Source organism: Nocardia sp. NPDC051750 (genome assembly GCF_044453135.1).
Classification (GTDB): Bacteria; Actinomycetota; Actinomycetes; order Mycobacteriales; family Mycobacteriaceae; genus Nocardia.
In genome coordinates this window covers 509,847-535,418 of record NZ_JBITCK010000008.1, presented here as the reverse complement: position 1 = coordinate 535,418, position 25,572 = coordinate 509,847, and the positions used below count along the sequence as shown (strand labels likewise).

At 68.8% G+C, this 25,572-nt stretch carries 25 protein-coding genes; 18 read left to right on the top strand and 7 right to left on the bottom strand.

Annotated elements, in window-relative coordinates:
* Nucleotides 1-28: 28 nt before the first annotated feature.
* Entirely contained in the window at nucleotides 29-1,609 is a 1,581-nt protein-coding gene (locus tag ACIA75_RS33555; protein WP_397111070.1) for a Na+/H+ antiporter, read from the bottom strand.
* A 185-nt stretch (nucleotides 1,610-1,794) separates the two neighbouring features.
* Between ACIA75_RS33555 and lexA the strand changes: the two genes are divergently transcribed.
* Both lexA and ACIA75_RS33545 read left to right on the top strand, forming a co-directional pair.
* Nucleotides 1,795-2,439, top strand: coding sequence for a transcriptional repressor LexA (lexA, locus tag ACIA75_RS33550; protein WP_397111069.1), 645 nt, complete (start codon nucleotides 1,795-1,797; stop codon nucleotides 2,437-2,439).
* Between the two features lie 74 nt (nucleotides 2,440-2,513).
* Nucleotides 2,514-3,182, top strand: a complete 669-nt coding sequence (locus tag ACIA75_RS33545; protein ID WP_397111068.1) for an NUDIX hydrolase — start codon at nucleotides 2,514-2,516, stop codon at nucleotides 3,180-3,182.
* 95 nt (nucleotides 3,183-3,277) lie between these two features.
* On the opposite strand, the gene ACIA75_RS33540 is transcribed toward ACIA75_RS33545, so the two are convergent.
* The 4 genes from ACIA75_RS33540 to ACIA75_RS33525 form a co-directional block, all read right to left on the bottom strand.
* The gene (locus ACIA75_RS33540) at nucleotides 3,278-3,988 is read right to left on the bottom strand and encodes a phosphodiesterase (protein WP_397111067.1); all 711 of its coding nucleotides are present in this window, start codon (nucleotides 3,986-3,988) and stop codon (nucleotides 3,278-3,280) included.
* Complete coding sequence (locus ACIA75_RS33535) at nucleotides 3,981-4,829, bottom strand: SDR family oxidoreductase (protein WP_397111066.1); 849 nt, start codon at nucleotides 4,827-4,829, stop codon at nucleotides 3,981-3,983. The genes ACIA75_RS33540 and ACIA75_RS33535 overlap by 8 nt, the downstream gene beginning before the upstream one ends.
* A 113-nt stretch (nucleotides 4,830-4,942) precedes the next feature.
* On the bottom strand, nucleotides 4,943-5,452 hold the full coding sequence (locus ACIA75_RS33530; protein WP_397111065.1) for a carboxymuconolactone decarboxylase family protein: 510 nt from the start codon (nucleotides 5,450-5,452) through the stop codon (nucleotides 4,943-4,945).
* Nucleotides 5,442-6,527 carry a dihydrodipicolinate reductase gene (locus ACIA75_RS33525; RefSeq protein WP_397111064.1) on the bottom strand — a complete coding sequence of 362 codons (1,086 nt, stop codon included), beginning with the start codon at nucleotides 6,525-6,527 and terminating at the stop codon, nucleotides 5,442-5,444. The genes ACIA75_RS33530 and ACIA75_RS33525 overlap by 11 nt, the downstream gene beginning before the upstream one ends.
* Nucleotides 6,528-6,785: 258 nt before the next feature.
* Here ACIA75_RS33525 and ACIA75_RS33520 point away from each other — a divergent pair, with 258 nt between their 5' ends.
* Nucleotides 6,786-7,241: a hypothetical protein gene (locus ACIA75_RS33520; protein WP_397111063.1), complete on the top strand. Its 456-nt coding sequence runs from the start codon at nucleotides 6,786-6,788 to the stop codon at nucleotides 7,239-7,241.
* Nucleotides 7,238-8,455: a flavin-dependent oxidoreductase gene (locus tag ACIA75_RS33515; protein WP_397111062.1), complete on the top strand. Its 1,218-nt coding sequence runs from the start codon at nucleotides 7,238-7,240 to the stop codon at nucleotides 8,453-8,455. Before ACIA75_RS33520 ends, ACIA75_RS33515 begins: the two co-directional genes overlap by 4 nt.
* Nucleotides 8,456-8,538: 83 nt before the next feature.
* On the opposite strand, the gene ACIA75_RS33510 is transcribed toward ACIA75_RS33515, so the two are convergent.
* On the bottom strand, nucleotides 8,539-9,276 hold the full coding sequence (locus ACIA75_RS33510; RefSeq protein ID WP_397111061.1) for a helix-turn-helix transcriptional regulator: 738 nt from the start codon (nucleotides 9,274-9,276) through the stop codon (nucleotides 8,539-8,541).
* A 113-nt stretch (nucleotides 9,277-9,389) separates the two neighbouring features.
* On the opposite strand from ACIA75_RS33510, the gene ACIA75_RS33505 reads away from it, so the two are divergent.
* The 5 genes from ACIA75_RS33505 (at nucleotide 9,390) to ACIA75_RS33485 (ending at nucleotide 13,688) form a co-directional block, all read left to right on the top strand.
* Nucleotides 9,390-10,268: an alpha/beta fold hydrolase gene (locus ACIA75_RS33505; protein WP_397111060.1), complete on the top strand. Its 879-nt coding sequence runs from the start codon at nucleotides 9,390-9,392 to the stop codon at nucleotides 10,266-10,268.
* Nucleotides 10,269-10,413: 145 nt separating this feature from the next.
* Nucleotides 10,414-11,187 carry a DUF72 domain-containing protein gene (locus ACIA75_RS33500; protein WP_397111059.1) on the top strand — a complete coding sequence of 258 codons (774 nt, stop codon included), beginning with the start codon at nucleotides 10,414-10,416 and terminating at the stop codon, nucleotides 11,185-11,187.
* Between the two features lie 108 nt (nucleotides 11,188-11,295).
* A complete protein-coding gene (locus ACIA75_RS33495; protein WP_397111058.1) occupies nucleotides 11,296-12,270 on the top strand; it encodes a TIGR03557 family F420-dependent LLM class oxidoreductase in 975 nt (324 codons plus the stop codon).
* A 118-nt stretch (nucleotides 12,271-12,388) separates the two neighbouring features.
* Nucleotides 12,389-13,468, top strand: a complete 1,080-nt coding sequence (locus ACIA75_RS33490; protein ID WP_397111057.1) for a Vms1/Ankzf1 family peptidyl-tRNA hydrolase — start codon at nucleotides 12,389-12,391, stop codon at nucleotides 13,466-13,468.
* Between the two features lie 28 nt (nucleotides 13,469-13,496).
* Nucleotides 13,497-13,688 carry a hypothetical protein gene (locus ACIA75_RS33485; RefSeq protein WP_397111056.1) on the top strand — a complete coding sequence of 64 codons (192 nt, stop codon included), beginning with the start codon at nucleotides 13,497-13,499 and terminating at the stop codon, nucleotides 13,686-13,688.
* A gap of 127 nt (nucleotides 13,689-13,815) precedes the next feature.
* On the opposite strand, the gene ACIA75_RS33480 is transcribed toward ACIA75_RS33485, so the two are convergent.
* Nucleotides 13,816-14,613: a VOC family protein gene (locus tag ACIA75_RS33480; protein ID WP_397111055.1), complete on the bottom strand. Its 798-nt coding sequence runs from the start codon at nucleotides 14,611-14,613 to the stop codon at nucleotides 13,816-13,818.
* Nucleotides 14,614-15,021: 408 nt separating this feature from the next.
* On the opposite strand from ACIA75_RS33480, the gene ACIA75_RS33475 reads away from it, so the two are divergent.
* The 9 genes from ACIA75_RS33475 (at nucleotide 15,022) to ACIA75_RS33435 (ending at nucleotide 25,422) form a co-directional block, all read left to right on the top strand.
* Nucleotides 15,022-16,377: an MFS transporter gene (locus ACIA75_RS33475; RefSeq protein ID WP_397111054.1), complete on the top strand. Its 1,356-nt coding sequence runs from the start codon at nucleotides 15,022-15,024 to the stop codon at nucleotides 16,375-16,377.
* A 37-nt stretch (nucleotides 16,378-16,414) separates the two neighbouring features.
* Nucleotides 16,415-17,134, top strand: coding sequence for a GntR family transcriptional regulator (locus tag ACIA75_RS33470; RefSeq protein ID WP_397111053.1), 720 nt, complete (start codon nucleotides 16,415-16,417; stop codon nucleotides 17,132-17,134).
* Entirely contained in the window at nucleotides 17,131-18,642 is a 1,512-nt protein-coding gene (locus ACIA75_RS33465; protein ID WP_397111052.1) for an aldehyde dehydrogenase family protein, read from the top strand. Before ACIA75_RS33470 ends, ACIA75_RS33465 begins: the two co-directional genes overlap by 4 nt.
* A gap of 39 nt (nucleotides 18,643-18,681) precedes the next feature.
* Entirely contained in the window at nucleotides 18,682-20,292 is a 1,611-nt protein-coding gene (locus tag ACIA75_RS33460) for a GMC family oxidoreductase (protein WP_397111051.1), read from the top strand.
* Complete coding sequence (locus tag ACIA75_RS33455) at nucleotides 20,289-20,717, top strand: hypothetical protein (protein WP_397111050.1); 429 nt, start codon at nucleotides 20,289-20,291, stop codon at nucleotides 20,715-20,717. The genes ACIA75_RS33460 and ACIA75_RS33455 overlap by 4 nt, the downstream gene beginning before the upstream one ends.
* 133 nt (nucleotides 20,718-20,850) lie before the next feature.
* On the top strand, nucleotides 20,851-22,230 hold the full coding sequence (locus ACIA75_RS33450) for a GntP family permease (RefSeq protein ID WP_397111049.1): 1,380 nt from the start codon (nucleotides 20,851-20,853) through the stop codon (nucleotides 22,228-22,230).
* Between the two features lie 23 nt (nucleotides 22,231-22,253).
* Entirely contained in the window at nucleotides 22,254-23,495 is a 1,242-nt protein-coding gene (locus ACIA75_RS33445) for a CaiB/BaiF CoA transferase family protein (RefSeq protein ID WP_397111048.1), read from the top strand.
* Nucleotides 23,492-24,430 carry a hydroxymethylglutaryl-CoA lyase gene (locus tag ACIA75_RS33440; protein ID WP_397111047.1) on the top strand — a complete coding sequence of 313 codons (939 nt, stop codon included), beginning with the start codon at nucleotides 23,492-23,494 and terminating at the stop codon, nucleotides 24,428-24,430. Before ACIA75_RS33445 ends, ACIA75_RS33440 begins: the two co-directional genes overlap by 4 nt.
* Nucleotides 24,427-25,422 carry a 2-hydroxyacid dehydrogenase gene (locus ACIA75_RS33435; protein ID WP_397111046.1) on the top strand — a complete coding sequence of 332 codons (996 nt, stop codon included), beginning with the start codon at nucleotides 24,427-24,429 and terminating at the stop codon, nucleotides 25,420-25,422. Before ACIA75_RS33440 ends, ACIA75_RS33435 begins: the two co-directional genes overlap by 4 nt.
* Nucleotides 25,423-25,572: the final 150 nt, after the last annotated feature.

Genomic DNA, 25,572 nt, shown 5'->3' with positions numbered 1-25,572 from the left:
GAACCGACTCGCGCCGGGCCCCGGGGTCTCATCTGCCCGGGCCGAGATCGAGGCGGCGGGTGACGCGATCGACCAGATCCGGCGGCATTCCCGGTTCGCGGCGCGCAGCGAGCGCCTCCCGGCGCCCGGCCTCGGCGACCTCGTCTCTGATGCGTTTGACGGTGGCGGCCAGCCGCGCGTCGCGTTCGGCATTCGCACGCGCCTCCTCGCCGGCGGCCTCCGGGTCGGCCCTGGCCATCCTTTTGCGGAACCCTTCCCGCAGCCGTTCGTAGAGCTCGTCGGGGACGTCTTCCGATTCGGCAAGTTCTTTGAGACGTGCCAGTTCGGCCTCGACCACACGCTCCCACAACTGCCGCTCCAACCGGCGTTCGGCCCGGGTATCGGCGTGCACGCCGGTGAGCCGCACGATCAGCGGCAGCGTCGGGCCCTGGATGAGCAGGGTGAACAACACCACGGTGAACGCGGTGAACAAGATCTGGGTGCGCCCGGGGAAATCGGCGCCTTCCTCGGTGAACAACGGAATGGCCAGGGCCAGCGCGACGGTCGCGACCCCGCGCATACCGGTCCACCAGGTCACCACGGTTTCCCGCCAGGTGTACGGCTCGTCGGCATCGGGATCGCTCCACCACTTACCCCGCAGCCACCAGGTGAGCAGCAGCCAGACCAGTCGCAGGCCCACGACCACGGCCAGTACGGCGCCGGCTCCGGCGACCAGTTGCGGCCAGTCGTCGCCGGTGGCCGCGAGCACCACGCTCAGTTCCAATCCGATCAGGCCGAAGGCGAAACCACTGATCAGCAGCTCGGTGATATCCCAGAACGAGTCGCCCACCATTCGGTACGCGGGGTCGCCGAATTCGGTGGCCGCGTCGGTGAGGTAGAGCGCGCACACCAGCACCGCCAGCACACCGGACCCGCCCCACGACTCCGCGAGTCCGTAGGCGGCGAAAGGTAGCAGCAGACTCAAGGCCACCTGCCAGCTCGCTTCGGACAGGTAGCGGGTGAGTTTGCTACCCACCATGCCGAGGAGCAGGCCGACACCCACGGCCATCACGGCCGATACCACGAATTCGAGACCCGCTCCGGCGGCGGAGAACTGACCGGTGACGACCGCCTCGATCGCGACGGAATAGACCACGATCGCCGTGACATCGTTGAACAGCCCTTCCCCGCCGAGCACGACGACCAGCCGCCGCGGCAGCCCGAGCCGCCCGGCCAGGGCCGTCGCGGCCACCGGGTCCGGCGGGGCGACGATCGCCCCGAGCACCACCGCCGCGGCCAGCGGCAGGCCGGGATACCAGGCGTGGAATACGGCCGCTACCGCCGCGGCCGTAGCGATCACCAGGCCCACCGCGCGCAATACGATCGGCTCCCAGTTCTCCGCGAACTGCCGCCAGGAGGTCCGGCGCGCGGCGGCATACAGCAGCGGGGGCAGCACCAGCGGCAGGATCAGGTCGGGAGGAACCCGGATCTCGGGGACGAACGGCAGCAGTGCCAGCGCGCAGCCGAACAGTGTCATCAACACGGCGGAGGCCACGCCGATCCGGCGGCCCACGGCCTCGGCCAGGACCGCGGCGAACAGGATCGTGAACATCAGCACCAACTGGTCCATGACCGTCCAGTCTGCGGCGACTGCCCGCCTCCGGACGTGCGCAATGCCGGGGCGGATCGAAATCGGGACATTCGCCGTGGTGCCGGGGCCGAACCGGACAGCGGAGCGTGTCGATCCGGTCGTCGTGCCGACCGCCCGACCGGTCGCTGTCGCACGGAATTGCAAGGGGGCCATACGATGCACCGGTGACCGAATACGACCACCTCGACACCTCTGTCCTGCCCGAACGCCAGCGGCGGATCCTCGTCGTGATCCGTGATTTCGCGGTGCGGCACGGGTATCCGCCGAGTACCCGGTGGATCGGCGAGGCCGTGGGGTTGCGGTCGCCGTCGTCGGTGGCACGCCATCTGAAGGCACTGGAGGAGAAGGGTTTCCTGCGCCGCGGTGCCGGGGTGGCACGGCCGATGGATGTGCGGCTGTTCCTGAATACCGGCACCGAATCGCCCACCGAACGGGACGCGGTGACCGTCCCGGTGGTCGGTGATATCGCCGCCGGCGTCCCGATCGCCGCCGACGAGCATGCCGGCGAGATGCTGTCGCTGCCGCGGGAACTGGTGGGCCGGGGCACCGTGTTCGGGTTGCGGGTCCGTGGTGATTCCATGGTGGACGCCGCCATCTGCGACGGAGATATCGTCGTGGTCCGGCAGCAACCCGACGCGCAGACCGGGGAAATCGTGGCCGCGCTGCTGGACGGGGAGGCGACGGTGAAGGTGTACCGCCGTCGCGGCGGGCACGTGTATCTGGAGCCCCGTAACCCCGCCTACGACGTCATCGACGGGGACGACGCGGTGATCATGGGCAAGGTGGTCTCGGTGATGCGCCGGATGTGACCGATGCCGATTCCGGTCCACTCACCGGTCACCGGCCGGTCGGCGGGCCGCGCCGATGCGGCATGATCGAACCCATGGCCGACGCAGCAGGACCGCGGGTCCCGGACGATATCGTGGATTTCCGCGCTCTCGCGCATTCCCGGCTGGAATCGTTTCCCCGGATCGCCGTGGCCGACGATCCGGGTATCCGCCGTGCCGCGGTGGTCCTCGGAGTCGTCGATACCGGTGACGCCCTGGCGGTGATCGTCATCAAACGGGCCTATCGGGGCCGCAACGCCGGACAGTGGGGTCTACCCGGCGGACGGGTCGAGGCCGGTGAGACGCTGCCGGAGGCGGCAGCCCGGGAACTGCACGAGGAACTCGGCCTGACCGCGCGGACCGCCGATATCCTCGGCGCCCTCGACGATTTCCCCGCGGCCTCCGGTTTCGCCATCACCCCGGTGGTCGCGATCCTGGGCGACACCTCCGCACTGCGGCCGAGCGAGGACGAGGTGCATTCGGTGCATCTCGTCGATCTGCATCGGCTCGCCGCCGAGGACACCCCGCACTGGGTCCACCGGGAAACCGGCGCCGACGCGCCCGCGGGCAGCGGCCTCCTGCAGATGCGCCTGGCACCGGATATGACCATTCACGCGCCGACGGGTGCCATGCTCTGGCAGTTCCGTGAGGTCGTTCTCCTCGGCCGACCGCCCGCGCAGGCCCGGGTCGCGGATTTCCTCCAGCCCGAGTGGACCCACCACTGACGATGTGCGCGGATCAGTCCCCGCGCCGCTCCGCGTCGGGGGCCGCGCCCGAACGCTGTCCCTCCGGGACGATATCCGGTCGTTCCGGTGCCGGATCAGGACTGCGGGCCGATCGCACGGCCGGTGTCGCGGTCCTCGGCACCCCGGCCCCGGCGGCTCCCGGTGTAGGCGGCCTCACGAATCCGCTGCACCACCTGCGGTACCGGCTCCACATCACCGGGATGGTTGAGCATCGGGTCGAAGAAATCCGTGCGGTGTTCCGCGGGATCCGCCGAGCGCAGGACCAGCTCCCCGGCGAGCTGCCCGCTCGTCCGCAAGCCCGCCACCCGGATATCGAAATCGACCTGATGGTCGCGTAAGTGCTCGTCGAGCTCTGCGAGCGAGGCGCCCCCCGGATGCGATCCGGCCGGGTCGGCGAAAACCCAGCGCACACCGGAATCGGGAAAGCGATACGGCAGCAGGGAACCGTAGCGGGCGTGCGACCATCCGCGTGCCGGAGTGACGACGAACCGGCCGGCGGTCCCGCGGCCGGTGGTGGCCAGCGCGAAATCCCACGGGTGCTCGTCCCGGTCGAGGACACGGAAGGCGAGGCCGAGGATATCCGGCACACCGCCGGGTGTTCCCGTGCCCTTGGACAGTCGCGCGATCACCGCGCGGTCACCGGTGCCGAACAGCGGGGCGAACTCGGGTTCGGCGCGGAACCGGCCGGTGAGGCGCACGCCCCGCGGATGGAAGAACCGGGCGTGCCGGAGCCGGGCCCCGGTATCGAAGGCGGTCCGCACGACGGGCGTGATCGGATCATTCATTCGCGCTCTCCTCACTCGTCCGGCGCCAGCTCTCATCGGCGACGAGCTGACTGGTCTGTGGGCCCATGAGCAACATCCCGCCGTCGACGACGTAGGAAGCGCCGGTGACATATCCGGCCGCCGGGGTCGCCAGGAACGCGACCACCGAGGCCACCTCGTCGGCGTGACCGGGCCGGCCCAGCGGTAGTCCCGGCCGGGGATGCTCGCGCGGATCGGCATCCTCCTGACCCGTCATCGGTGTCGAGATCTCCCCCGGCGCAACGGAGTTCACCGTGATGTGATGTTCGGCCAGTTCCAGCGCCAGCACCTTCGTCAGCGCGCCGAGGCCGGCTTTGGCCGCGCAGTACGGCGCGGCCCCGACCTTCGGCGCGTGCTCGTGGACGCTGGTGATATTGATGATGCGACCGCCGTGACCGGCGCCGATCATATGCCGGGCGGCGCGCTGGGTGCACAGGAACGCCCCGTCGAGGTCGACCGACAGCACATGACGCCAGGTGTCGAAGTCCATCTCCATCGCCTTCTGCGACGAACCGGTGCCGGCGCTGTTCACCAGGACATCCACCCCGCCCAGCTCGTCGGCGAGTTCATCGATGGCCGCCGTGCTGGTCGGTAGATCGTCCAGGTCGAGCTGCCGCACCGCGGCCCGGGCGCCCCGGTCACGGGCCAGCTCCGCGGTGTGCGCGGCCCCGGCCTCGTCCGTGTGGTACGTGATTCCCACATCGACGCCGCCACCGGCCAGGGCCACCGCGACAGCCCGGCCGATACCCGAATCGGAGCCGGTCACCACGGCACGCAGCGGCGCGCCGATACGTTCTTTCGGTAAGGGAGCGATAGTAGCCATGGCCTGCGGCTACCCGGTCCTGCCCGAGTGACACAGCTATTCGCCCACCGGATCGCGGCCACCGCCTCCGGGCCGGATTCCGGGGTGCCGCGACTGCGGAGACCGGCTACGGCTCAGGCACCGGGCCGCGCGGAACCACCGGCGGCGTGACCCGGCAGGACACAGACCGCATCGAGGCCGAGGACGTGGTTGAGCCGGCCGAAGGCGAGCCAGGAGCCCAGGCACATGCTGAGTTCCACGATTTCGGCCTGACTGTAGTGAGCTGTCATCCGGGACCAGAAGTCTTCGTCCAGGTTGTGGTGGTCGAGGGCGTAGCGTTCGGCGTACTCGGCGGCCAGCCGGGCCCGGTCGTCGAGCGCCTCGCTACGGCGCCAATCGGTCACGGCGTCGGCGAATCCGTCTTCCACCTTCCGGCCGTCGCGTTCGGTGCGCCAGTCCTGGCAGAAGATACAGCCGTTGATCTGGGCGATACGCAGCCGCGCGGCCTCGAATTCGCGCAGTCCGAGGGTGGTGTGCTCGTAGACCGCGAGGGAGAATTTCGAGGCGGCGATCCCGATACCGGGCACCATTTCACCCCAGACGTATCCGATGGGGTCCTTGCCTTCGGGGATATCAACTCGCATGACTGTTCCTTCCCAGCTTCCCGGCCGCGGGCCGCAGCGGTACGTCGAGTGCGTCGTAGAGGCCGGGCGCGGCCTCGGCCAGCCAGCTGATCGCGCCGACGAGACGTCCGACGGCGGTGGCGTTACCACCCGCCGCGTAATTGCCGCCCTCGTCGGTCGCCTCGACGGTGACCTCGATACGCGGGCGGCCTTCGATGATCACCCGGTGTGCGCCCTGACCGTTGGGTGGGGCCGGCCACTCCGGTGCACACGACGGGTGGATGCGGGTGATGTGTTCGACGACGATCCGCGGTACCCCGTCGACGATGCCCTGCACCTCGAATCGCATCGCCCCCTGGGTACCGGCCTCGAACTTCCCCATAGTCGCCGTCTCGACCGTGGTCTCCAGCGGTAGCCGCTGCACCGTCTCCCGGATGTCGTCCAGTTCGACCTCGAGTGCCCGCGCCATGAGCCGCACCTGCCCACCCCACACCATGGTCGGTACCGTGGGCGCCACCATCGGGGGCAGCTGGTCCATCGGCTGTCCCATGCCCACCAGGTAGCGCACGGAATCGGGCTGATCGTAGGTCGAGTAGTCGAAGATCTCCTGGCAGCGCACCACATCGACCACACTGCCGAGACCGCTGATCAGCAAGGGCAGCACATCGTTGCCCCAGCCGGGGTCGATACCGGAGACGAACAGCGAACCGCCGCCGGACTCGATGGCGGCCAGCACGGGCTCACGGAACTCGGCGGGCGCGCCGCGCTGGTCGTAGAGCGCGTACAGCGCGGGGGTCACCACCACGGCACCGGTGCCGACGGCGCGGACGATATCGGCCAGCGCCGCGTCGGGGCGGATCTCGCCGGAGGCGGCGTACACGACCGCGCCGGGCGTGGCCCCCAGGACAGCGTCTATATCGGTGGTGGCCGGTACGCCGAGCACCCGGTCGAGGCCGGCCAGATCGCCCGCGTCGCGTCCCTCTTTGGCGGGGTCGTGAACGAGCACGGCCGTCAACGTCAGTTCGGGGTGGGCATCGACCGCGCGTATCGCCGCGCGACCCACATTGCCTGTCCCCCAGACAACCGTCGAGATCATCGCCGAATTCTAACAATCGCTTGGTTGCGGAGACGCAAATCGGCATTTCCCGACCCGGCCCACGGTCGCCCGGGGTGATACCTGCCGGGAATGGTGATACCTACCGGGAATTCTTCGTGGCTCATATCTCCATTGCTGGAAATGCCGCCGCCCGATAGCCGTCGTATCGTTCCTTTCATGACGACGGAATTCCTAATGGCTACAACAAATTCGGAGTTACCGTCGGTAACCCGAATGTTACTTCGAGCTGACGGTTCGATGACAAGATTGCTGGAGGCTCTGGTCGACCGGCCGCTCGCGCTGAATCTCACCGACCAGCACGTCACTACCGGCCGAAGCCTCGCGCCCGCCGTGCGCGCGGCGCTGGGTTGCGACGATACCGACCCGGTGGTCGTCCGACGTTCGACCCTTGTCACCAGTGACGGTGCCGCGGTTTCACTCAACGACGTAGCCATCGCGGCCACCGACAACGAACTCACCACGCTGTTGACCGACGAGCGCCTGCCCATCGGGCACAGCCTGGCCGGGGCGCAGCGGCATCTGGCGCGCCGGGTCCTGGGTTCCGGGGTCGCACGGTGGACCGCCAGCGGTGAGTCGGAGGGCCTGCCCTGCGCATACAAGGAGAGCGTGCTCTGCGACCACCACGCCCGTGCGGTCGTCCATTTGCACGAGCGCTTCAACCCGTCCTTCGTACCGCTCGGGGTGACCGGATGAAAGTCCTCGTCGCCGGCGCCGGAATCGGCGGCCTGACCACCGCCCTGAGCCTGCACGAAGCCGGGATCGACGTGCAGGTCATCGATCGCGTCGACGAATTGCGGCCGCTCGGAGTCGGTATCAACCTGCTCCCGCACGCGACGGGCGCACTGACCGAACTCGGACTGGGTGATGCCCTCGCGGCAGGGGCCGTCGCGACCGCCGAACTCGTGCATTTCGACCGCTTCGGCAACGAGATCTGGCGCGAACCCCGCGGCATCGCGGCCGGGCACGCTTTCCCGCAGTACTCGGTGCATCGGGGCCGGCTTCAGGCCATGTTGCTCGATACGGTCCGCGAGCGACTCGGAGCCGATGCGGTCCGCACCGGCTGCCGCTTCACCACAGCAATCCAGGAAGACGACACGGTCCGCGCGGTGATCGGCGACCCGCGCGACGGGTCCTCCCGGGAAATGACCGCCGACGTGCTGATCGGCGCCGACGGCCTGCACTCCGCGGTCCGGGCGCATCTTTACCCGGACGAGGGGCCGCCGCGGTGGAACGGAATCCGGATGTGGCGCGGGGTGGCCGCGGCGCCACCCTTCCTGACCGGAGCGTCGATGGTGATGGCCGGGAGCAATCATGCCGCGAAAATCGTCGCGTACCCACTGTCGGTACCGGCCCGGCCGGGAGACACGGTACCGGTCAATTGGGTCGCCGAGGTCCAGTTGCCGGAAGGCGGGCAGGGAGAAGCGAACTGGACCCGTACCGGCCGGCTCGACGACGTCCTGCCGTACTACAAGGGCTGGCGAATCGGCGATCTGGACGTCGAGGACCTGATCGCCGGAAGCGAGACCATCCTCGAATACCCGATGGTCGATCGAGAACCGTTGGCGCGATGGAGTTTCGGCCGGATCACTCTGCTCGGCGACGCGGCGCACCCGATGTATCCCATCGGATCCAACGGTGGCTCCCAGGCAATTCTCGATGCCCGGACCGTGGCGGCCGAACTCGCGCGGGCGAGCGACCCGGTCGCGGGTCTGGCGGCCTACGAATCGGTGCGCCGTGAATCCGCGAACGCCGTCGTCCTGGCCAACCGGAACATGCCGATGGATCGCACCCTGCGGACCGTCGCCGAACGCGCGCCCGATGGATTCACCCGGATCGAGGACGTACTCACCGAGGCGGAGCTGCAGGCGATCACCGACGGTTACCGCCGGACGAGTGCCGTGCGCTAGCCCGGATCCCGAAACCGCTGACATCCCTGGTGAACCGGCGACGCTCACGACCGAAGTCCCGGCGATATAGTCGGGGCCTCGGCTCACTGTTCGATGATGTGCAGCCGGCCGCCGATACCGGTGAACGCCGTAGGAGTCAGCCCGAACATGGCACGGAACGTATCGCTGAAATGCGACGGTGAGGCAAACCCGGCATCCGTCGCGGCCCGGGTCAGATCGTAACCGGCGGAATAGAACCGGGCGATCCGCACCATCCGCGCCCACTGGACATAACGGCGGAAACTCGTCCCGGTCTGAGCGGCGAAGGTCCGCAGAAAATACGACGTCGACAAGCCGGCGCTCCGGGCGGTCTCGTCCGCGCGATGCGGGCGGGCCGGGTCGGCCCGGATGCCGTCCGCGGCAGCGGTGATCCGGGCGTCCCGGATCGCGGGGACCGGAATACTGGCCACGTCGAGCAGCCGGGCGATATCGGGCTCCGGGTCGCGGCACAATGCCACCAGCTCGGCTTCGTCGCGGTGCGCGTACGGGTAGTCGCCTGCCGTACGGGTCATCCCGCCCAGGCAGCGCGCCAGGCGCGCGCTGGTCGGGTCGAAGAAACAGAACAGCATCCGGCCCCGCGAGCCCACCATGTGATGGGTGACGCGGGCGCGGAACAGGAAACTGCGGGCGGTGATATCGGGCAGGCCGCCGACACGGACCCGGAACGGTGCGTCGACCCCCACCCCGAGTGACGGGATCGCTGTCGAATGCGCGTCGAGACCCAGGCTCGGCCCGAGATACACCGCGTGGCCCAGTCGCACCCACAGTCGCGCGGTTCCCACCGTCGCAGCGCACGTTTCCGGAAGTGCCGACCGAGTCATATGCGCGACGATACCGGCGCGGGATCGAGCAGCGGCACCGTCCGGGTGCCGCGCGAAGCACCGAGGAGGCGGCAATGACCACCGACCGGATCGAGCCGGACGCCGGGCGAACACCGGCGCTGCAGGAGACAACTGTCGACGGCGCCCGGCTCTGCTGGGCCGAGGCGGGCAACGGTGACCCTGTGGTTCTGTTGCACGGCTGGCCAGAATCGCATCGCGCCTGGCAGCACCAGATCGGGCCGCTGTCGGCCGAACGCCGGGTGATCGCACCCGATTGGCTCGGCTGGGGCGCCTCCGCCCGCGATATGTCCCTGTCCTGCGATTACGACACCGAAGTCGACCGGATCGCGCGCATGCTCGACGCCCTGGGACTCGACCGGGCAGACCTGGCCTGCCACGATTACGGCGGCTTCCTCGGCCTCGGTTTCGTCCAGCGCTACCCCGAGCGGGTCCGGCGGCTGGCGATCCTGAATTCGCGGGCCCACGGTACCTTCACCCCGCTGTACCGGTTGCTGTTCGGCGCGTTCACCGTCGGCGCCCGGCACCGTCCGACCCTGCCCCTGGTCACGGCGCCGCCCGTCTACGGCGTCCACCGCATCGGTATGGCACGGTATCTGCGCAACGGCACCTTCGACCGTGCGCAGCTCGAGTCGTATCTCGAGGTCCTGCGCAGCCCGGCGGGCCGCCGCTGGTACGCACATTTCTTCGCCGGCTACGAGGTACGGGTACGGCCGGAGCTGGGGGCCCGGCTCCACGAGATCAGCTGCCCCACCACGATCATCTGGGGTACCCGGGATCCGGCGATTCCGTTCCGCACGGCGCAGGAACTCGCGCAGCGCATCCCCGATGCCGACCTCGTACCGATCGATGCCGACCATTTCCTCATGGAGCAGCGACCCGGCGAGGTCACCGCGGCCCTGCTGCGCTGGCTGGACCGCCCCGCAGCGGACTGACGGTCATCAACCGGGTCCATGACTTATGGCATGACCGGGGCGGTCCGGGGTAGTCGCCGCGTATGACACCTACCGGCAGCGGAAAGCGGAACCGGGCACCCGTTCGGCGAACAGTACCCGGCCGCCGCGGCATGAGGTGAGCGAGATGCCGTGGCGCGTCGGCACATCGGGCTGGCAGTACCGGGATTGGCGCGGCGTCCTGTACCCGGACAACTGCCCGCAGCGGCTGTGGCTCGAGCGGTACGCCGCCGGCTTCGCGACCGTCGAGAACAACAATGCGTTCTACCGGTTGCCCAGCCGCGACACCTTCGCGTCCTGGCGGGAGCGAACGCCCGGCGATTTCGTCTGCGCGGTCAAGGCCAGCCGGTTCCTGACCCATATGAAACGGTTGCGGGATCCCGCCGAACCCGTGGATCGCCTGATGCGTCACGCCGAGGGACTCGGCTCCCGGCTCGGTCCCGTTCTGCTGCAACTGCCGGGCACCCTGCGCGCCGACCCCGAACTCCTCGACACCTGCCTGCGCTGTTTTCCGGACCGGATCCGGGTCGCGGTCGAACCCCGGCACGAATCGTGGTGGACCCCGGCGGTGCGGACGGTTCTCGAACGGAACAATGCCGCGCTGTGCTGGGCCGATGCCGGGTCGCGTCCGGTGACACCGCTGTGGCGGACCACCGGCTGGGGGTATCTGCGCCTGCACCGCGGCCGCGCCGATCCGTGGCCCCGCTACGGCCGGCGAGCACTGCACACCTGGGTCGAGCGGCTGACCACGACCTGGTCCGGCGACGACGATATCTACGTCTACTTCAACAACGACCCCGGTGGCGCGGCCGTCCACGACGCCATCGCCTTCGCCCGTATCGCCGCCGCCTCCGGCGCCACGGTGACCCGCACCCCGGACCGGGCGCTCACGAGTAGCTGACGCGCCCGTACCGGGTTTCACCGACCGGCCGCCGGGTACCGCGCACAGGTCCGGGACCGGCACGAAACCTTTCGTGCGAATTCAGCCACCACAGCTTTCGGAGGAATTATGCAGATCGGGTACAAGCTGGCCGCCGAAGCCTTCGGGCCTGCCGAACTGGTCCGGCAAGCCGTGCGCGCCGAAGCGGCCGGGTTCGATTTCGTCGAGATCAGCGACCACTATCATCCCTGGCTGGACAATCAGGCCCATTCCCCGTTCGCCTGGACCGTTCTCGGCAGTATCGCCGCACAGACCGAGCGGATCGGGCTCGCCACCGGTGTCACCTGCCCGACCGTGCGGTATCACCCGGCGATCATCGCGCAGGCCGCCGCCACCCTGGCGCTACTGTCCGAGGGCCGGTTCACGCTCGGTGTGGGCTCCGGCGAACGCCTCAACGAACACGTCGTCGGCGAGGGTTTCCCGGTCGATGTGGATGGGCGGCACCGGCTGCTGCGCGAAGCCCTGGAGATCATCCGCCTGCTGTGGCAGGGCGGATACCAGTCCTACGACGGCCGATACCTGAAGCTGTCGGACGCACGCGTTTTCGACCTGCCCGACGAACCACCGGTGATCGCCGTGGCCGCCGGCGGAGCGCGGGCGGCCGGGATCGCCGGCGAACTGGGCGACGGCCTGTTCGCCACCCAGCCCGAACCGGAACTCGTCAGCCACTACCGGGAAGCCGGGGGCAGCGGTCCCCGCTACGCGGAAGTGCCGATGGCCTGGGCGCCCGACGAGCACACCGCGGCCCGGGCCGCCCACGACACCTCACGCTGGGCGCTGACCGGCTGGAAAGTGATGAGTGAACTGCCCAATCCGGTGAATTTCTCGGCCGCGGCCGCCACGGTCCGCGAGGAGGACATCCTGGAGAAGTTCGCCTGCGGCCCGGACCCGCAGCGCTACCTCGACGTCGCCCAGCCCTTCGTGGATGCCGGGTTCGACCATCTGGTGATGCAGAACGCCGGACCCGACCCCGATGGTTTCATGGACTTCTACCGCACCGAACTGGACGAACCGCTGCGCAAGGTGATGGCGCAACCGGCATGACGCGAGAGATCGCGCGCGAATTCCGGATCCTTCCGTACCCGGCGCCGGCGCCCGGAGATCGACCCCGGATGACCGGATTCGATCCGGCGGCGCCGGGTACGCGGCCCACGTGACTGGCATGAATATCAGAGAACTAGCGCAACGACCCGGTCCGTTCGCCTCGCTGTATATCGACGCCGAACACGACACGGAGGACGCCGAACAGCAGCGCGCGCTGCGCTGGCGCGCGCTCGCCGAACGCCTCACCGACGCCGGGGCTTCCGACCGGATGGTCGAGTTACTCGGCGCGGCGGTCACCGGCAGCGAGCCCGAGCCGGGACGCGCGGGGCGCGTACTGATCGCCGACTCCGACGCGGTGCTGGTCGACCGCCGGCTGCCGCGCCCGATACAGCCGGAGATCGTCCGCGTATCGCCCCTGCCATATCTGTTGCCGCTCATCGAACACGAAACCGCCGAGGTTCCGCATGCGGTGGCGGTGGTGGACAAGGTCGGCTCGGAACTGTACGGGGTCGACGACAACGGCGAGGTGGTCGGGGAAACGATCGAAGGGAGCGGCCATCCGATCCACAAGGTGCGGCACGGCGGCGGCTGGTCGCACCGGTCGATGCAGCGGCGAGTGGAAGAGACCGTGCGGCGCAATGCCGACGATATCGCCGCCGAGCTGAAGCGCCTGACCGAACGGGTCCGCGCGCGGATCGTGGTGCTGGCCGGTGACGTCACCGCCCGCGCGGAGGTCCGCCGCGCGCTGGGGTTCACCCGGGCCCGGGTTGTCGAACTCGAATCCGGGGGCCGAGCCGCCGGGACCGATACCGGCGAACTCGACGCCGAAGTCCGCGATCTCGTCGCCGCCGAAGCCGAGGAGCTGCGCGCGGAAACGGTGGCGCGGTTCGACAAGGCCCGCGGCCGCGACGACGGACCGGCGGTGGCCGGGTTGTCCGCGACGATGTCGGCGCTACTCGCGGCGAACACCGAGAATCTGCTGATCAACGCCGCAACACTCGGCGACCGTACGGTCCGGCTGGATCCGCAACCGCTCCGCGATCCGGCCGCGCTCGGCGCACTGTCCGATACGTCGGCCCACTGCCGCGCCGACGAAGCGTTGCCGGTGGGCGTTCTGGTGCGCGGCGGCACCATCACCCCGGTCGACGCGGGCGTCGCACCGAGCGAGGGCGTCGGCGCCCTGCTGCGCTATACCTGACCCCCGCCGCCGGAGGTAGGAGGACGAGATGGAACGAGGAAGCAGTAAGCACAGCCCGATCCGCGACGACGAGCTCGCCCACGAGCTGCAGGGCACGCTGCGCGGCAACCGGTCCAGCAGGGCGGAGGAATGGCGCGACCCCGAACCGCCCGCCGACGACGACGAGTTGATCAACGAACGGGTGGATCGAACCGAGCGCGCACCGGACGAAGGGTCCTGAACAGCGGACCGACCGGCCCCGAACCGATCGGTTCGGGGCCGGTCGGCACGGCTTGTGGGCCGAACGCCCGGTGCGGGCCGCTGTTCTCTACCTGGGGGTCCGGCACCGGACTGTTGCCGGATATCTGTCAGGACGTCGAATCGGCCGATTCGGAAATCTCGATCACGCCGAAGGCTTCGCCCTGCGGGGCGCTGAGCACGCCCATTCGTCCGAACGGACTGTCCTGGGGTCCCGTCAACACCGCCCCGCCGAGTTCAGCGGCGGAAGTGAGGGTCGCGTCGGTGTCGGCGACCTGGAACCAGGCCAGCCAGTGCGACGGGCCGGAATCCGGGATACCGGTGGCATCGGCGATGCCACCCACCGGCGGCCCGCCCGGCTCCAGGGCGAACGTCGCGTAGGTCATCTCCGTGCCCGCGCCGACCTCGGTGAAGGTCCAGCCGAACACCTGCGAGTAGAAACTCTGTGCGCGTTCGTAGCCGTCGGTGTGCACCTCGTTCCAGCAGTAGGCCCCGGGCTCGTTGTAGATCCCGGCGCCGGAATGCAGCCGCGCCTGCCAGACGCCGAACACCGCCCCGGTGGGGTCGGCGGCAACGAACATCCGGCCGATATCCATCACATCGAACGGTGGCGCCAGTACCGTTCCGCCCGCATCGGCGACGGCCGCCGCCGTCGCGTCGGCGTCATCTGTCGCGAGATAGGTCGTCCATGTCGACTGCATGATCTGTCCGGCCGGTTTCGGCCCGATCCCGGCGGCCGGGCGCCCCCGCACCGTCGCCATGAGGTAGCCGTCGGCTTCGGGCGCGGTATCGGCGATCTCCCACCCGAGCAGCGCACTGTAGAAAGCGCGGGCGCGGTCGGTGTCGTCGACCTGGCAATCGACCCAGCACGGCGTGCCGGCGGGCCAGGGGATTTCACGTATCGGCATATCGTGTCCTCCGTTCATCGGTTCACACGAGTGGAGAGCAGGAGCCGGCCTGACCGGCGATAACGGCCCAGCACGAGATGGACGCCCGACGCGTTCGGAATCACAGCGAGTGCGCGGTAACCCTAGCCAGGCCCGCCGAGGCGGGCAAGCGTGTGCGGGCGGGCGAGTGTCTGCCTCCGCGATCGCCACCAACCATCGCAAAAATGTATACATCTCCCTGTTTTCATCTACATCCACCTGGTCATTCATCTGAATTCTTGCGATCTCCGGCACATTATGAATACAGTATGCCGAAGGATGTGCGGCCAGTCACAAGCAGCCCACCAGTCGCATCAGCAGCACCGTGCCGATCACGGCACATCACCGGCGGACCACCGGGTGGTTTCCGCCGCCAGTCAGGAGTGACCAATGAGTACTCGGGCACCTGCTCGCCCGCCGAAGCGCGCACGCGCCATCGTCGGAGCCACCGTCGGCCATACCATCGAGTTCTTCGACTTCACGGTGTACGGCTTCCTCGCCGTCCATATCGGGGCGACATTCTTTCCGTCCGACGACCCGACGGCCGAGCTACTCAGCAGCTTCGCCGTATTCGGGCTGGCGTTTCTCGCCCGGCCGCTGGGCGGATTCGTACTCGGCCCGCTGGCCGACCGGATCGGCCGTAAACGGGTACTCGTCCTGGTCCTGACCGTGATGGCGGCCTGTTCGGTCGGCATCGGGGTGCTCCCCGGCTACGACTCGTGGGGTATCGCGGCCCCGCTCGTTCTCGTCGCGCTGCGGACCCTGCAGGGCTTCTCCGCCGGTGGCGAGTACGGAAGCGGCAGCGCCTTCCTGCTCGAATACGCGGGACGCAACCGCCGCGCCTTCGGGATCAGCTGGCTCACCTTCGGCACGACCGCCGGGCTGATGCTCGGTATCACGGTCGTCACCGCGCTCACCGCCACCCTGGGCGACGACACGATGGCCGAATGGGGCTGGCGGATCCCGTTCCTGCTCGCCGCACCGCTGGCCGCCATCGCCCTCTACATCCGCGCGAAGCTCGAGGAAACTCCCGACTTCCAGGCGATGAGCGAGACCGGCACGCTGAGCCGCTCCCCCGGGCGGGAGGTGCTCAGCCGCGGCCGCCGGTTGGCCCTGATCATCGGGATCGGCGCGATGCACGCGACCTGCTTCTACGCGGTGTTCACCTATATGCCGACCTACATCGGCACGGTCAACGACTACGGCTCGACCTTCTCCCTGATCTCCACCATGTGCGCCGGTGCGGCCACGATGGTGACGTTGCCGCTGGTGGCCACCGTGTCCGACCGGATCGGCCGGCGCCCGGTGCTGCTGTTCGGCTCGATCGGCTTCGCCGTGATCGTCTTCCCCGTGTTCTCCGCGATCACCCTGGGCAACCCGGCTCTCGCCCTGCTGAGCCAGCTGCTGCTGGGTGTGTTCACCGCGATCTATCTGTCCGCTTCGGCCGCCACCATGCCCGAGCTGTTCCCCGCGTCGATCCGCTCGTCGGGTGTGTCGATCGGATTCAATATTCCGGCGGCCGTGTTCGGCGGCAGCGCACCCTTCGTGGCAACCTTCCTGATCCAGCAAACCGACTGGACCCCCTCCCCCTCGATCTACCTGCTGCTGACCGCGATCTGCGGTGCGGTCGCATCCTTCCTGCTCACCGGCAAGGATCTACACGGCGACGATCTCGTCGACGACGAGAAGCCCGCCACGCCTACGACAGCGGAGGAACCGGCCCGGGTACCCGACCCGATCCACTGACCGGCCGCACCGCCTTCCCTCAGAGCAAGGACTACAGATGCCCACATCCCGAGCAAGTGAACTGACCCGCAACGCGGCCGAGGAGATCCGCCGCTGGGTACTCAACGGTGCGATCGAACCGGGCGAACGCCTGCGCGAGGTCGATGTCGCCGCACGGCTCGGGATGAGCCGGACCCCGGTGCGGCAGGCCTTCCAGCTGCTCAGCGGCGAAGGCATCCTCGATGCCCGCCCGGCCGGCGGTTTCGAGGTTCCGCAGTGGTCGTGGGAGGAGATCGACGAGATCTACCAGCTGCGCGCGGTGCTGGAATCGTTCGCAGCCCGCCGTGCGGCCATACGCTCCGAGCAGGTACCGATCGCCGCATTGGCCGATCTCGCCACGGAAATGACCCGGATCGGCGAGACCGAGGATCCCGACCGGCACCTGCTCGGTGAGCTGAATCTGCGGTTCCACAATCTCGTCTTCGAGGCCTCCGGAAGTCCGCGGCTGGTAGCCGCGCTCACGGGCGTGACCCACGTTCCGCTGATGCACCGGATCTTCTTCCTGTACACGCGCACCGAGATGGCGAAGACATTGCAGGAACACCATCTGCTGGTCGATGCGCTCAATGCCGGTGATCCGGATTGGGCGGCCGGGATCCAGCATGCGCATATCCTCGCGGCCCGGTCCGTCCTGCTCAATCGCCTGGCCCGCCAGGATCAGCGCACGCAGCCCGGCCCTCCGCCCGGGCACGCCACCACGAACGAGGAGCTACTGTGACCGCCGGCGTCGAAACCCTCACCGACCGGGCCGAGGCGGGCCCCGAGAACGCATTCGCTCCGGCACATTTCGCCCCCGGAGCCGCGAACACACCGGTGCCGCTGGTGATCGCCGGCCGGCCCCGCACCACAGGCGATCCGGTCGATATCACCTCACCGGCCGACAACCGGGACGTGTTCCGTTGCACGGTGGCCGATCCCGGCCTGGTCGCGGAGGCCGCGGCCGCCGCGCACGCCGCGCGGACCCGATGTGCGGAGCTGGACCGGGGCGAGCGTGCGCAGATCCTCGAGCGGATGGCGACCGCGATAGCCCGTGACCGGGACGTCCTCGCCAGGGTCATCACCCGGGAGGTCGGCAAGGCGCTGCGTGATTCGCTCGGCGAGGTCGACCGGGCTGTCGCGACGCTGCACGCCGCCGCCCACGCCGCCGCGGGCCTGACCGGGCGGGAGATCCCGGTCGACGCCGTCCCGTCCGGGCGCGGCCGCCGCGCGTACACGGTCTGGGAGCCGGTGGGCGTGGTCGCCGGGATCTGCGGTTTCAATTTCCCCTTGCTGCTGGCCGTACACAAACTCTCCGCGGCGATCGGCGCCGGCTGCCCCGTCCTGCTCAAGCCCGGCGACCGCACGCCGCTGGCGACGGTCGCGCTGGCCGGTTACGCCGTCGGCGCCGGGTGGCCGCCGGCCGCGATCAGCGTGCTCAACGGTGACGCCGCGGTCGGCAGCGCGATGGTGGAGCATCCGGTGGTCCGGCTGGTCTCGTTCACCGGGAGCACCGCGGTCGGCGGGGCGATTGCCGCCGCGGCCGGCGCCCACCTCAAACGCACCGTCCTGGAACTGGGTTCGAACACCGCGACCATCGTGGCCGCCGACGCCGATCTCGACCTCGCGGCCCGCCGCTGCGCACACGGCGCGATGGTGTCCTCCGGGCAATCGTGTATCTCGGTCCAGCGGGTATTCGCCGAGCGGACGGTCGCCCGGAACCTGGCCGAGGCAATGGCGGGACACGCGGCAGAACTGCGGGTCGGCGACCCCTACGATCCGGCGACCGAACTCGGCACCGTGATCTCCGCGGCCGCCGCCGACCGGCTCGGGTCGATGATCGACAACGCGGTGGAGCAGGGTGCCGAACTGCTCACCGGCGGCGTCCGCGACGGGGTGGTACTGCCGACCGTGCTCTACGCGCCCTCGGCGCAGGCCGAGATCAGCCGGCTCGAAGCCTTCGGGCCGGTGGTCGCCGTCTATCCGTTCGATGCACTGGACGAGGCCGTCGCGACCGCGAACGCGCTCGAATTCGGCCTCATGACCGGTGTTTTCACCTCCTCGATCGAGACGGCCACCACGGTGGCGGCGGCGCTCGAGGCGGGCGGTGTGCATATCAACGACTGCTCCAACTACCGCGCCGACAACATGCCCTACGGCGGAGTGAAGGGCAGTGGTTACGGGAAGGAAGGACCAGCCTCGGCGATCCGGGAAATGTCGGTCGAGAAGGTCGTCACTTGGCCGCGCTGACCGCGCCGGGGAGAAGGAATCGAAAGTGAACCAGTTCAAATGAAGCGAACCGATCCGGTCGATGTCGTCATTGTCGGTGCCGGGCTGTCCGGCGGTATCACGGCCGCCGAGCTCACCGCCGCCGGTATGTCCGTCGTCTGCCTCGAGCAGGGTGACTGGCCCGACTATGCCAACGCCCGCGCCGATTTCGACGATTTCGAGGTCACCGCGGATCTGCACTGGGGCCGCAATCCCAATCAGCGGCGCGGCGCGGCGGACTATCCCGTGGACGACAGCGATTCCGATATCAGCCCATTGATGTGGAACGGGGTCGGCGGTGGCACCGTGCTGTATTCCGCGAAATGGCATCGGATGACGCCCAGCGATTTCCGGGTCCGTTCCCTCGACGGTGTCGCCGACGACTGGCCGCTGACCTACGAGGACCTCGAGCCCTTCTACGTCGAGGCGGAACGGCAGATGGGTGTCTCCGGCCTGGCGGGCAATCCGGCGTATCCGCCCGGTGAGGGCCCGCCCAATCCCCCGGTGCCGATCCGCGCCGCGGGGCGGCTGATGGCGGACACGCTCAACGAACTGGGCTGGCACTGGTGGCCGGGTTCGAACGCGATCTCCACCCGGGTCTACCGCGATCTCAAACCCTGCCGGCAACACGGTACCTGCATGTCCGGCTGCCCCGAAGGCGCCAAGGCCTCGACCGATATCACGCACTGGCCGGCGGCGCGCAGCCGCGGCGCGGACCTGCGCACCGGGGCACGCGCGACCCGGATCCTCACCGAGAACGGCCGGGCTTCGGGCGTGGAGTACATCGACCGGGAAGGCCGGGTGGACGCGGTGTACGCCCACGCGGTCGTACTGTGCGCGAACGGGCTCGGCACCCCGCGCCTGCTGCTGATGTCGGCGACCCCCGAACACCCCGACGGACTGGCCAATTCGTCGGGCCTCGTGGGCACGCACCTGATGATGCATCCTTTCGGCGCCGTCGCCGGGGTGTTCGAGCAGGATCTCGGGACCACCGCCGGATCGTGGGGTCAGCAGATCCACAGCATGCAGTTCTATGAAACGGATGAGTCGCGTGGTTTCGTGCGCGGCGCGAAATGGGGTCTGCAGCCGACCGGCGGCCCGCTCGGAATCACCCGGTCCTACCCGTGGGCGCAATCGGATGCCCCGATGTGGTTCGAGGATTTCCACCGGACCCTGCGCAGCCGCCTCGGGCACACCCCGATGTGGAGCATCGTCGCTGAGGACCTGCCGGTCGCGGACAATCGCGTCACCCTGTCCGGCTCCCTCACCGACCCCAGCGGACTGCCCGCGCCGAAGATCACCTACCGCACCGACGAGAATTCCCGGGCCATGCTCGATTGGCATACTCGCAAGGCCGTCGAATCGTTCGAGGCCGCGGGCGCCGTGGAAACCATCGTCGGGCCCATGGTCAAGGAGAGCGGCTGGCATCTGATGGGGACCACCCGCATGGGCACGGATCCGCGCACCTCGGTCACCGATCGCTACGGCCGCACCCACGATATCGACAACCTGTTCGTGTTCGATTCGAGCACCTGGGTGACCAGCGGCGGCGTGAACCCGGCCGCCACCCAGGCGGCGCTGGCGCTGTGGAGCAGCAAATACCTGATCGAAACGAAGGGCCGGAACCGATGACCGCGCCGGTGCTGACCGAGGACGACCGCGAGGCCGCCTACCTGCTCGGCGAGGAGCTCATCCCGGCACAGGGCGACGACCTGTCCGCCGACCAGGCCGGTGTCTCGGCCGAGTTCCTCGACCGCGTGCTGTCCCTGCGCCCGGACCTGGTGGTCGCGTTCCGGGATCTGCTGCGGCGTTCCCGCGATCACGAGCCCCGGGAATTCTGTGACCACCTCATGGCCGCCGAGCCCGCCGCGTTCCAGTTGCTGACCTTCGTCCTCGCCGGCGCGTACCTGATGAGCCCGCGAGTCCGTTCCCGGCTGTACTACCGCGGCCAGATCGGCGAACCACAGCTGGGCGAACCCCAGCCGGAGTACGCCGAGACCGGGCTGCTCCGGGTCGTCCGCGACCGTGGCCCCAGCTATCGGCCCACCCCGGACTGAGCACTACGCGCCTTGCTTATATTGTGAGTCTCTGCTCATAATATGAGTCTGCTGTGGCCTGAGTCACGGCGTACTGCCCCGCTCGACTGCGGGAACAGCACTCACCCGGGTGCGACGCGATGGGAACAAGCACATGTCAGACCTTGCAACGATGATCAATACGGCCGCGGCGATCCTCGCCGTCGTCGTGCTGATCACCCGATTCAAATTCAATCCCGCGGTATCGCTGGTGATCGGCGCCGCCTACCTGGGGCTCACCTCCGGGCTGGGCGCCGGGAAAACCGTCGAAACCATCACCACCGGGTTCGGCGACATCATGGCCGAGGTCGGCCTGCTGGTCGCCTTCGGTGTCCTGATGGGCGCGATGCTGCAGGAAACCGGCGCGATCCAGCGCCTGGTCGGGACGCTGGTCCGGCTCCTGGGCGCCCACCGCATGCCCTATGCCATGTCGCTGACGCTCGCCACGTTCCTGCAGTCGATCTACCTCGACGTGCTCATGGTGATCTCGGCTCCGCTGGCCCGCAGCACCGCCGCCAAGATCGGAAAGAAGGGCACCGCCAAGATGGCGACCGCCCTGGCGATCGGCGGGGAATGCGGCATCGTGCTGACGGTGCCGGGTGTCGGGGCGCTGGCGCTGGCCGGTCTGCTGGGCGTACCGCTGGGGAAAATGCTGCTCTTCGGGCTCGTTCTGGTGATCCCCACCGTGGCGATCGCGGTAGCGGTGATGTGTTTCCTGTTCGACCGCGGCTGGTGGAACGAGGAGCGTGACGAACAGCAGGATCCGCTCGAGCAGCCCACCGAGGACGACCACGACCTCGGGTCCGGGTCCGGTGGCGTGGCCACCAAGACCGCGGCCGAGACCCGCACCGAGACGCCGCTGGCACTGCTGTTCGCGCCGCTGTGCACCGCGCTGATCCTCATCGCCGTCGGCGCGATCCTGGACGTCGCCGAAGTCCACAACCCGGTGGTCGAATTCCTGTCCACCCCGGTCATCGCTCTGTTGATCGGCCTGCTCGGCACCAGCATGGTGGGCCGCCGAGCCGTCGGTATCGAGCGCATTCAGCGGTCCATCGCCACCGGCTTCAGCGAAAGCGGCCAGATCCTGATCCTCACCGGCGTCGGCGGATCGCTGGCGGCCACCATCTCGGCCATCGGTCTCGGCGATATCCTCGGCGAATACTTCACCGCGAGCAGTGCCGCGCCGCTGCTGATGGTGTGGGTGATCGCGGCCGTGCTGCATATCGCGGTCGGCTCGGTGACCATCTCGGCGATCACCGCCGCGGGCATCCTCGCCCCGGTCGCACCGGCCCTCGGGATCGATCCCGTGCTCATCGCGCTCGCGGCGGGCGCCGGTTCACTGTTCGCCGTCCACGTCACCAGCAACACCTTCTGGCTCCTGCAATCGCTGATGGGTCAGACCACCCGCGGCACCTTGAAGTCCTGCTCGGTGGGTGTCTCGGTCGCCTCGGTGGTGGCGATTCTGCTCATCATGCCGCTGAGTCTGGTCCTCTGACCCTCCGGAACGAAAAGGAAGTTATGCGCAACCAGGCAATTCGTCCGCTGGCCGATATCCGGGTCCTCGAACTCGGCAACTACATCGCCGCGCCGACCGCCGGCCGGATGCTCGCCGATTTCGGCGCCGAGGTGATCAAGGTCGAGCGCCCGGTCACCGGTGACGAACTGCGCCGGTGGCGGCTGTACGGCGGCGACACCTCGATGCTGTACCGCACGATCAATCGCAACAAGAAGTCCATCGTGCTGGATCTGAAAACCGAGGCGGGCCGCGCGCTGGTCCTCGATCTGGTCCGCGAATGCGATGTGCTGCTGGAGAACTTCCGCCCCGGGACGCTGGAGAAATGGGGTCTCGGGCCGGAGGAACTGCAGCAGGTCAACCCCGATCTGGTGATCACCCGTATCTCCGCGTACGGCCAGACCGGGCCACAGTCGGCGCGGCCCGGATTCGCCGCCGTGGCGGAAGCGGTGGGCGGGTTGCGCGAACTGGTCGGCGATCCCGACCGGGCACCGGTACGCACCGGTGTCTCCATCGGTGATTCGATCGCGGGAATCTACGCCGCGTTCGGCACTGTCATGGCACTGTTCCAGCGGGCTCGCAGCACCTCCGCGATCCCGCTGGAACAGCGCATCATCGATGTCGCGCTCAACGAGTCGATCCTGTCGGTGATGGAATCGCTGGTCCCCGACTACACCGCGTACGGGGTCGAGCGGCGGCGGGTGGGCGGCCGGATGGAAGGTATCGCACCGTCCAACGCCTACCCGTGCAACGACGGTTTCAGCATCATCATCGCCGGTAACGGGGACGGCATCTTCCAGCGCTATATGGAGATCATCGGCCGGCCCGATCTCGCGGCCGACCCCGACCTGCGCGATAACGCCGCCCGCTGGCGCCGCCGCGAAGAACTCGACGCCGCGATCTCCGACTGGACGAGCCGGCACACCCGCGAAGAAGCCCTGAAACTCCTGGACGAGGCCGGCGTGCCGTCGGGTCCGATCTACACCGCCGCCGATATCTGCGACGACGAACAGTACGCCGCCCGGAATATGATCCAGCAGTTCACCGTGGACACCGGCGCCGCCGAACCCAGCACCGTCGGCTTCCCGGGCATCGTCCCGGTGATCGGCGGCGCCTCGTTGCCGATCCGTACAATCGGACCCGATCTGGGTGAACACACACGCGAGGTACTCGCGTCGGTGCTCCACCTCACCGACGACGAAATCGATTCCATCGCAGGCACTTCCGAAACCGAGGTGACGGTATGACCTTCACATACACGCCGGCCGCGCAGCTGCGCGATGTCACACTCCGCGACGGTTTGCAGCTCACCGGGAAACTGCTGTCCACCGAACGCAAGGTGGAAATCGCCCGCGAACTGCTCGCCCTGGGCGTACCCGAGCTCGAAATCGGTTCGATGGCGCGCCCCGACCTGGTGCCGCCGCTGGCGAACACCCTCGAGGTGATCGCCGAACTGACTCCCGAGGAACTCGCGAAATGCTGGGTGTGGGTCGCCACCCCCCGGCATATCGAGAAGGCGGCCGCCGCGGGCGCCCGCAACTTCCAGTACTGCTTCTCCGCCTCGGATTCGCACAACAAGGCCAATATCGGCCGCACCACCGAGGACAGCGTGGCCGCCATGCCGCGGGCCGTGGAGCTGGCCCGGGACTGCGGCGGGACCATTCAGCTCTGCATCGCGACCTCGTTCACCTGCCCGTTCGAGGGTGTGATCGACCCCGAGCGGGTGCTGGGCATCGCCGCCGACCCACGGACCGACGGCGCCGCCGATATCGTCATCTGCGACACCCTCGGTCAAGCGGTACCGGCGCAGGTCCGGCAGCTGATCCAGGCCGTCGGCACCACGACCCCGGACCGGCGCATCGTCTACCACGGCCACGACACCTGGGGCCTGGGCGTCGCCAACACCCTGGCCGCGATCGACGCGGGCGCGGGAATGGTCGACGGTTGCCTGGGCGGTCTGGGCGGCTGCCCCTTCGCGCCCGGCGCGAGCGGCAACACGGCGAGCGAGGACATCCTGTTCGCCACCCGTCCGGACTGGCTCACCCCCGCCACCCTGGCCCGGATGGTCGATATCAGTGAGCGGATGCTCGGCGAACTCGGCGAACCCAACCGGTCCAAGACCGCCCAGGGCGCGCGGTCGGAAGCGCACGCCTTCGAATGGGTGATCGGCGGGCAGGCGTGACGGGCACCGATTTCCTCGTCACCACGCCCCTGCCCGACCCCGGAATGCGGCTACTCGAAGCCGCGGGCACCGTGACGGTCGCCGGAACTCGGATGGACCACGACGAATTGGCGGCGGCCTGCGCCTCCGGCGACTACCGGGTGGTGGTCGCGCAGTTGCGGGACGAATTCGACGCACCCCTGCTCGACAAGGCCCGGATCAGCGGGATCAGCAATTTCGCGGTGGGCTACAACAACATCGACATCACGGCGGCCACCGCGAACTCCATCGTCGTCGGCAACACCCCGGGTGTGCTCACCGATTCCACCGCGGATATCGCCGTGCTGCTGATGCTGGCGGTCGCGCGACGCTGTGTCGAAGCGGACGCCTTCGTCCGGGCCGGGAAGTTCCAGGGCTGGGAACCGGAGCTGCTGCTCGGCAGTGATGTCAGCGGAAAAACCCTCGGACTGGCCGGTTTCGGCCGGATCGCGCGGGCCACCGCCCGGCGAGCCCTCGCCTTCGGAATGACGGTCACGTTCTGCCCGCGCCCGCCGGGTGACCGGGTCGTCACCGACGAGGAGCTGGGCGAATTCGCCGGCCGGGTACGCCATGTCTCCTGGCCCGAGCTGGTCGAGACCAGCGATTACCTCTCGCTGCACGTCCCGCTCACGGCGGCGACCCGCCACCTCGTCGATGCCGCCGTCCTCGGCGCGATGAAACGTTCGGCGATCCTGATCAATACCGCGCGCGGGCCGGTGGTCGACGAGCAGGCGCTGGTGTCGGCCTTGCGCGACGGAACGATCGCCGGGGCCGGACTCGACGTCTACGAGGAAGAACCGCGGCTGGCCCCCGGGCTCGCCGAACTGCCGAATACCGTGCTGCTGCCACACGTCGGCAGCGCCACCGTACCGGTCCGGGCCGAGATGGCCCGGCGCTGCGCGGAGAACGCCGTGGCCATGGTCCGCGGGGAACTACCGCCGTACGCGGTCAATCCCGAGGCTCTGCCCCACTGAACCTCGGAAGAACCGGGATCGCTGAACGGGCTGCCGAGCGCCCAGTTCTGGGCGGCGCACCGTTCTGCGACGACGACTACATCGTCCAGGCGGCGCTGACCCTCGCCGGTCAGGTCGACACGCCCGGCGTCGACGAGTTCGGCGAGCCGG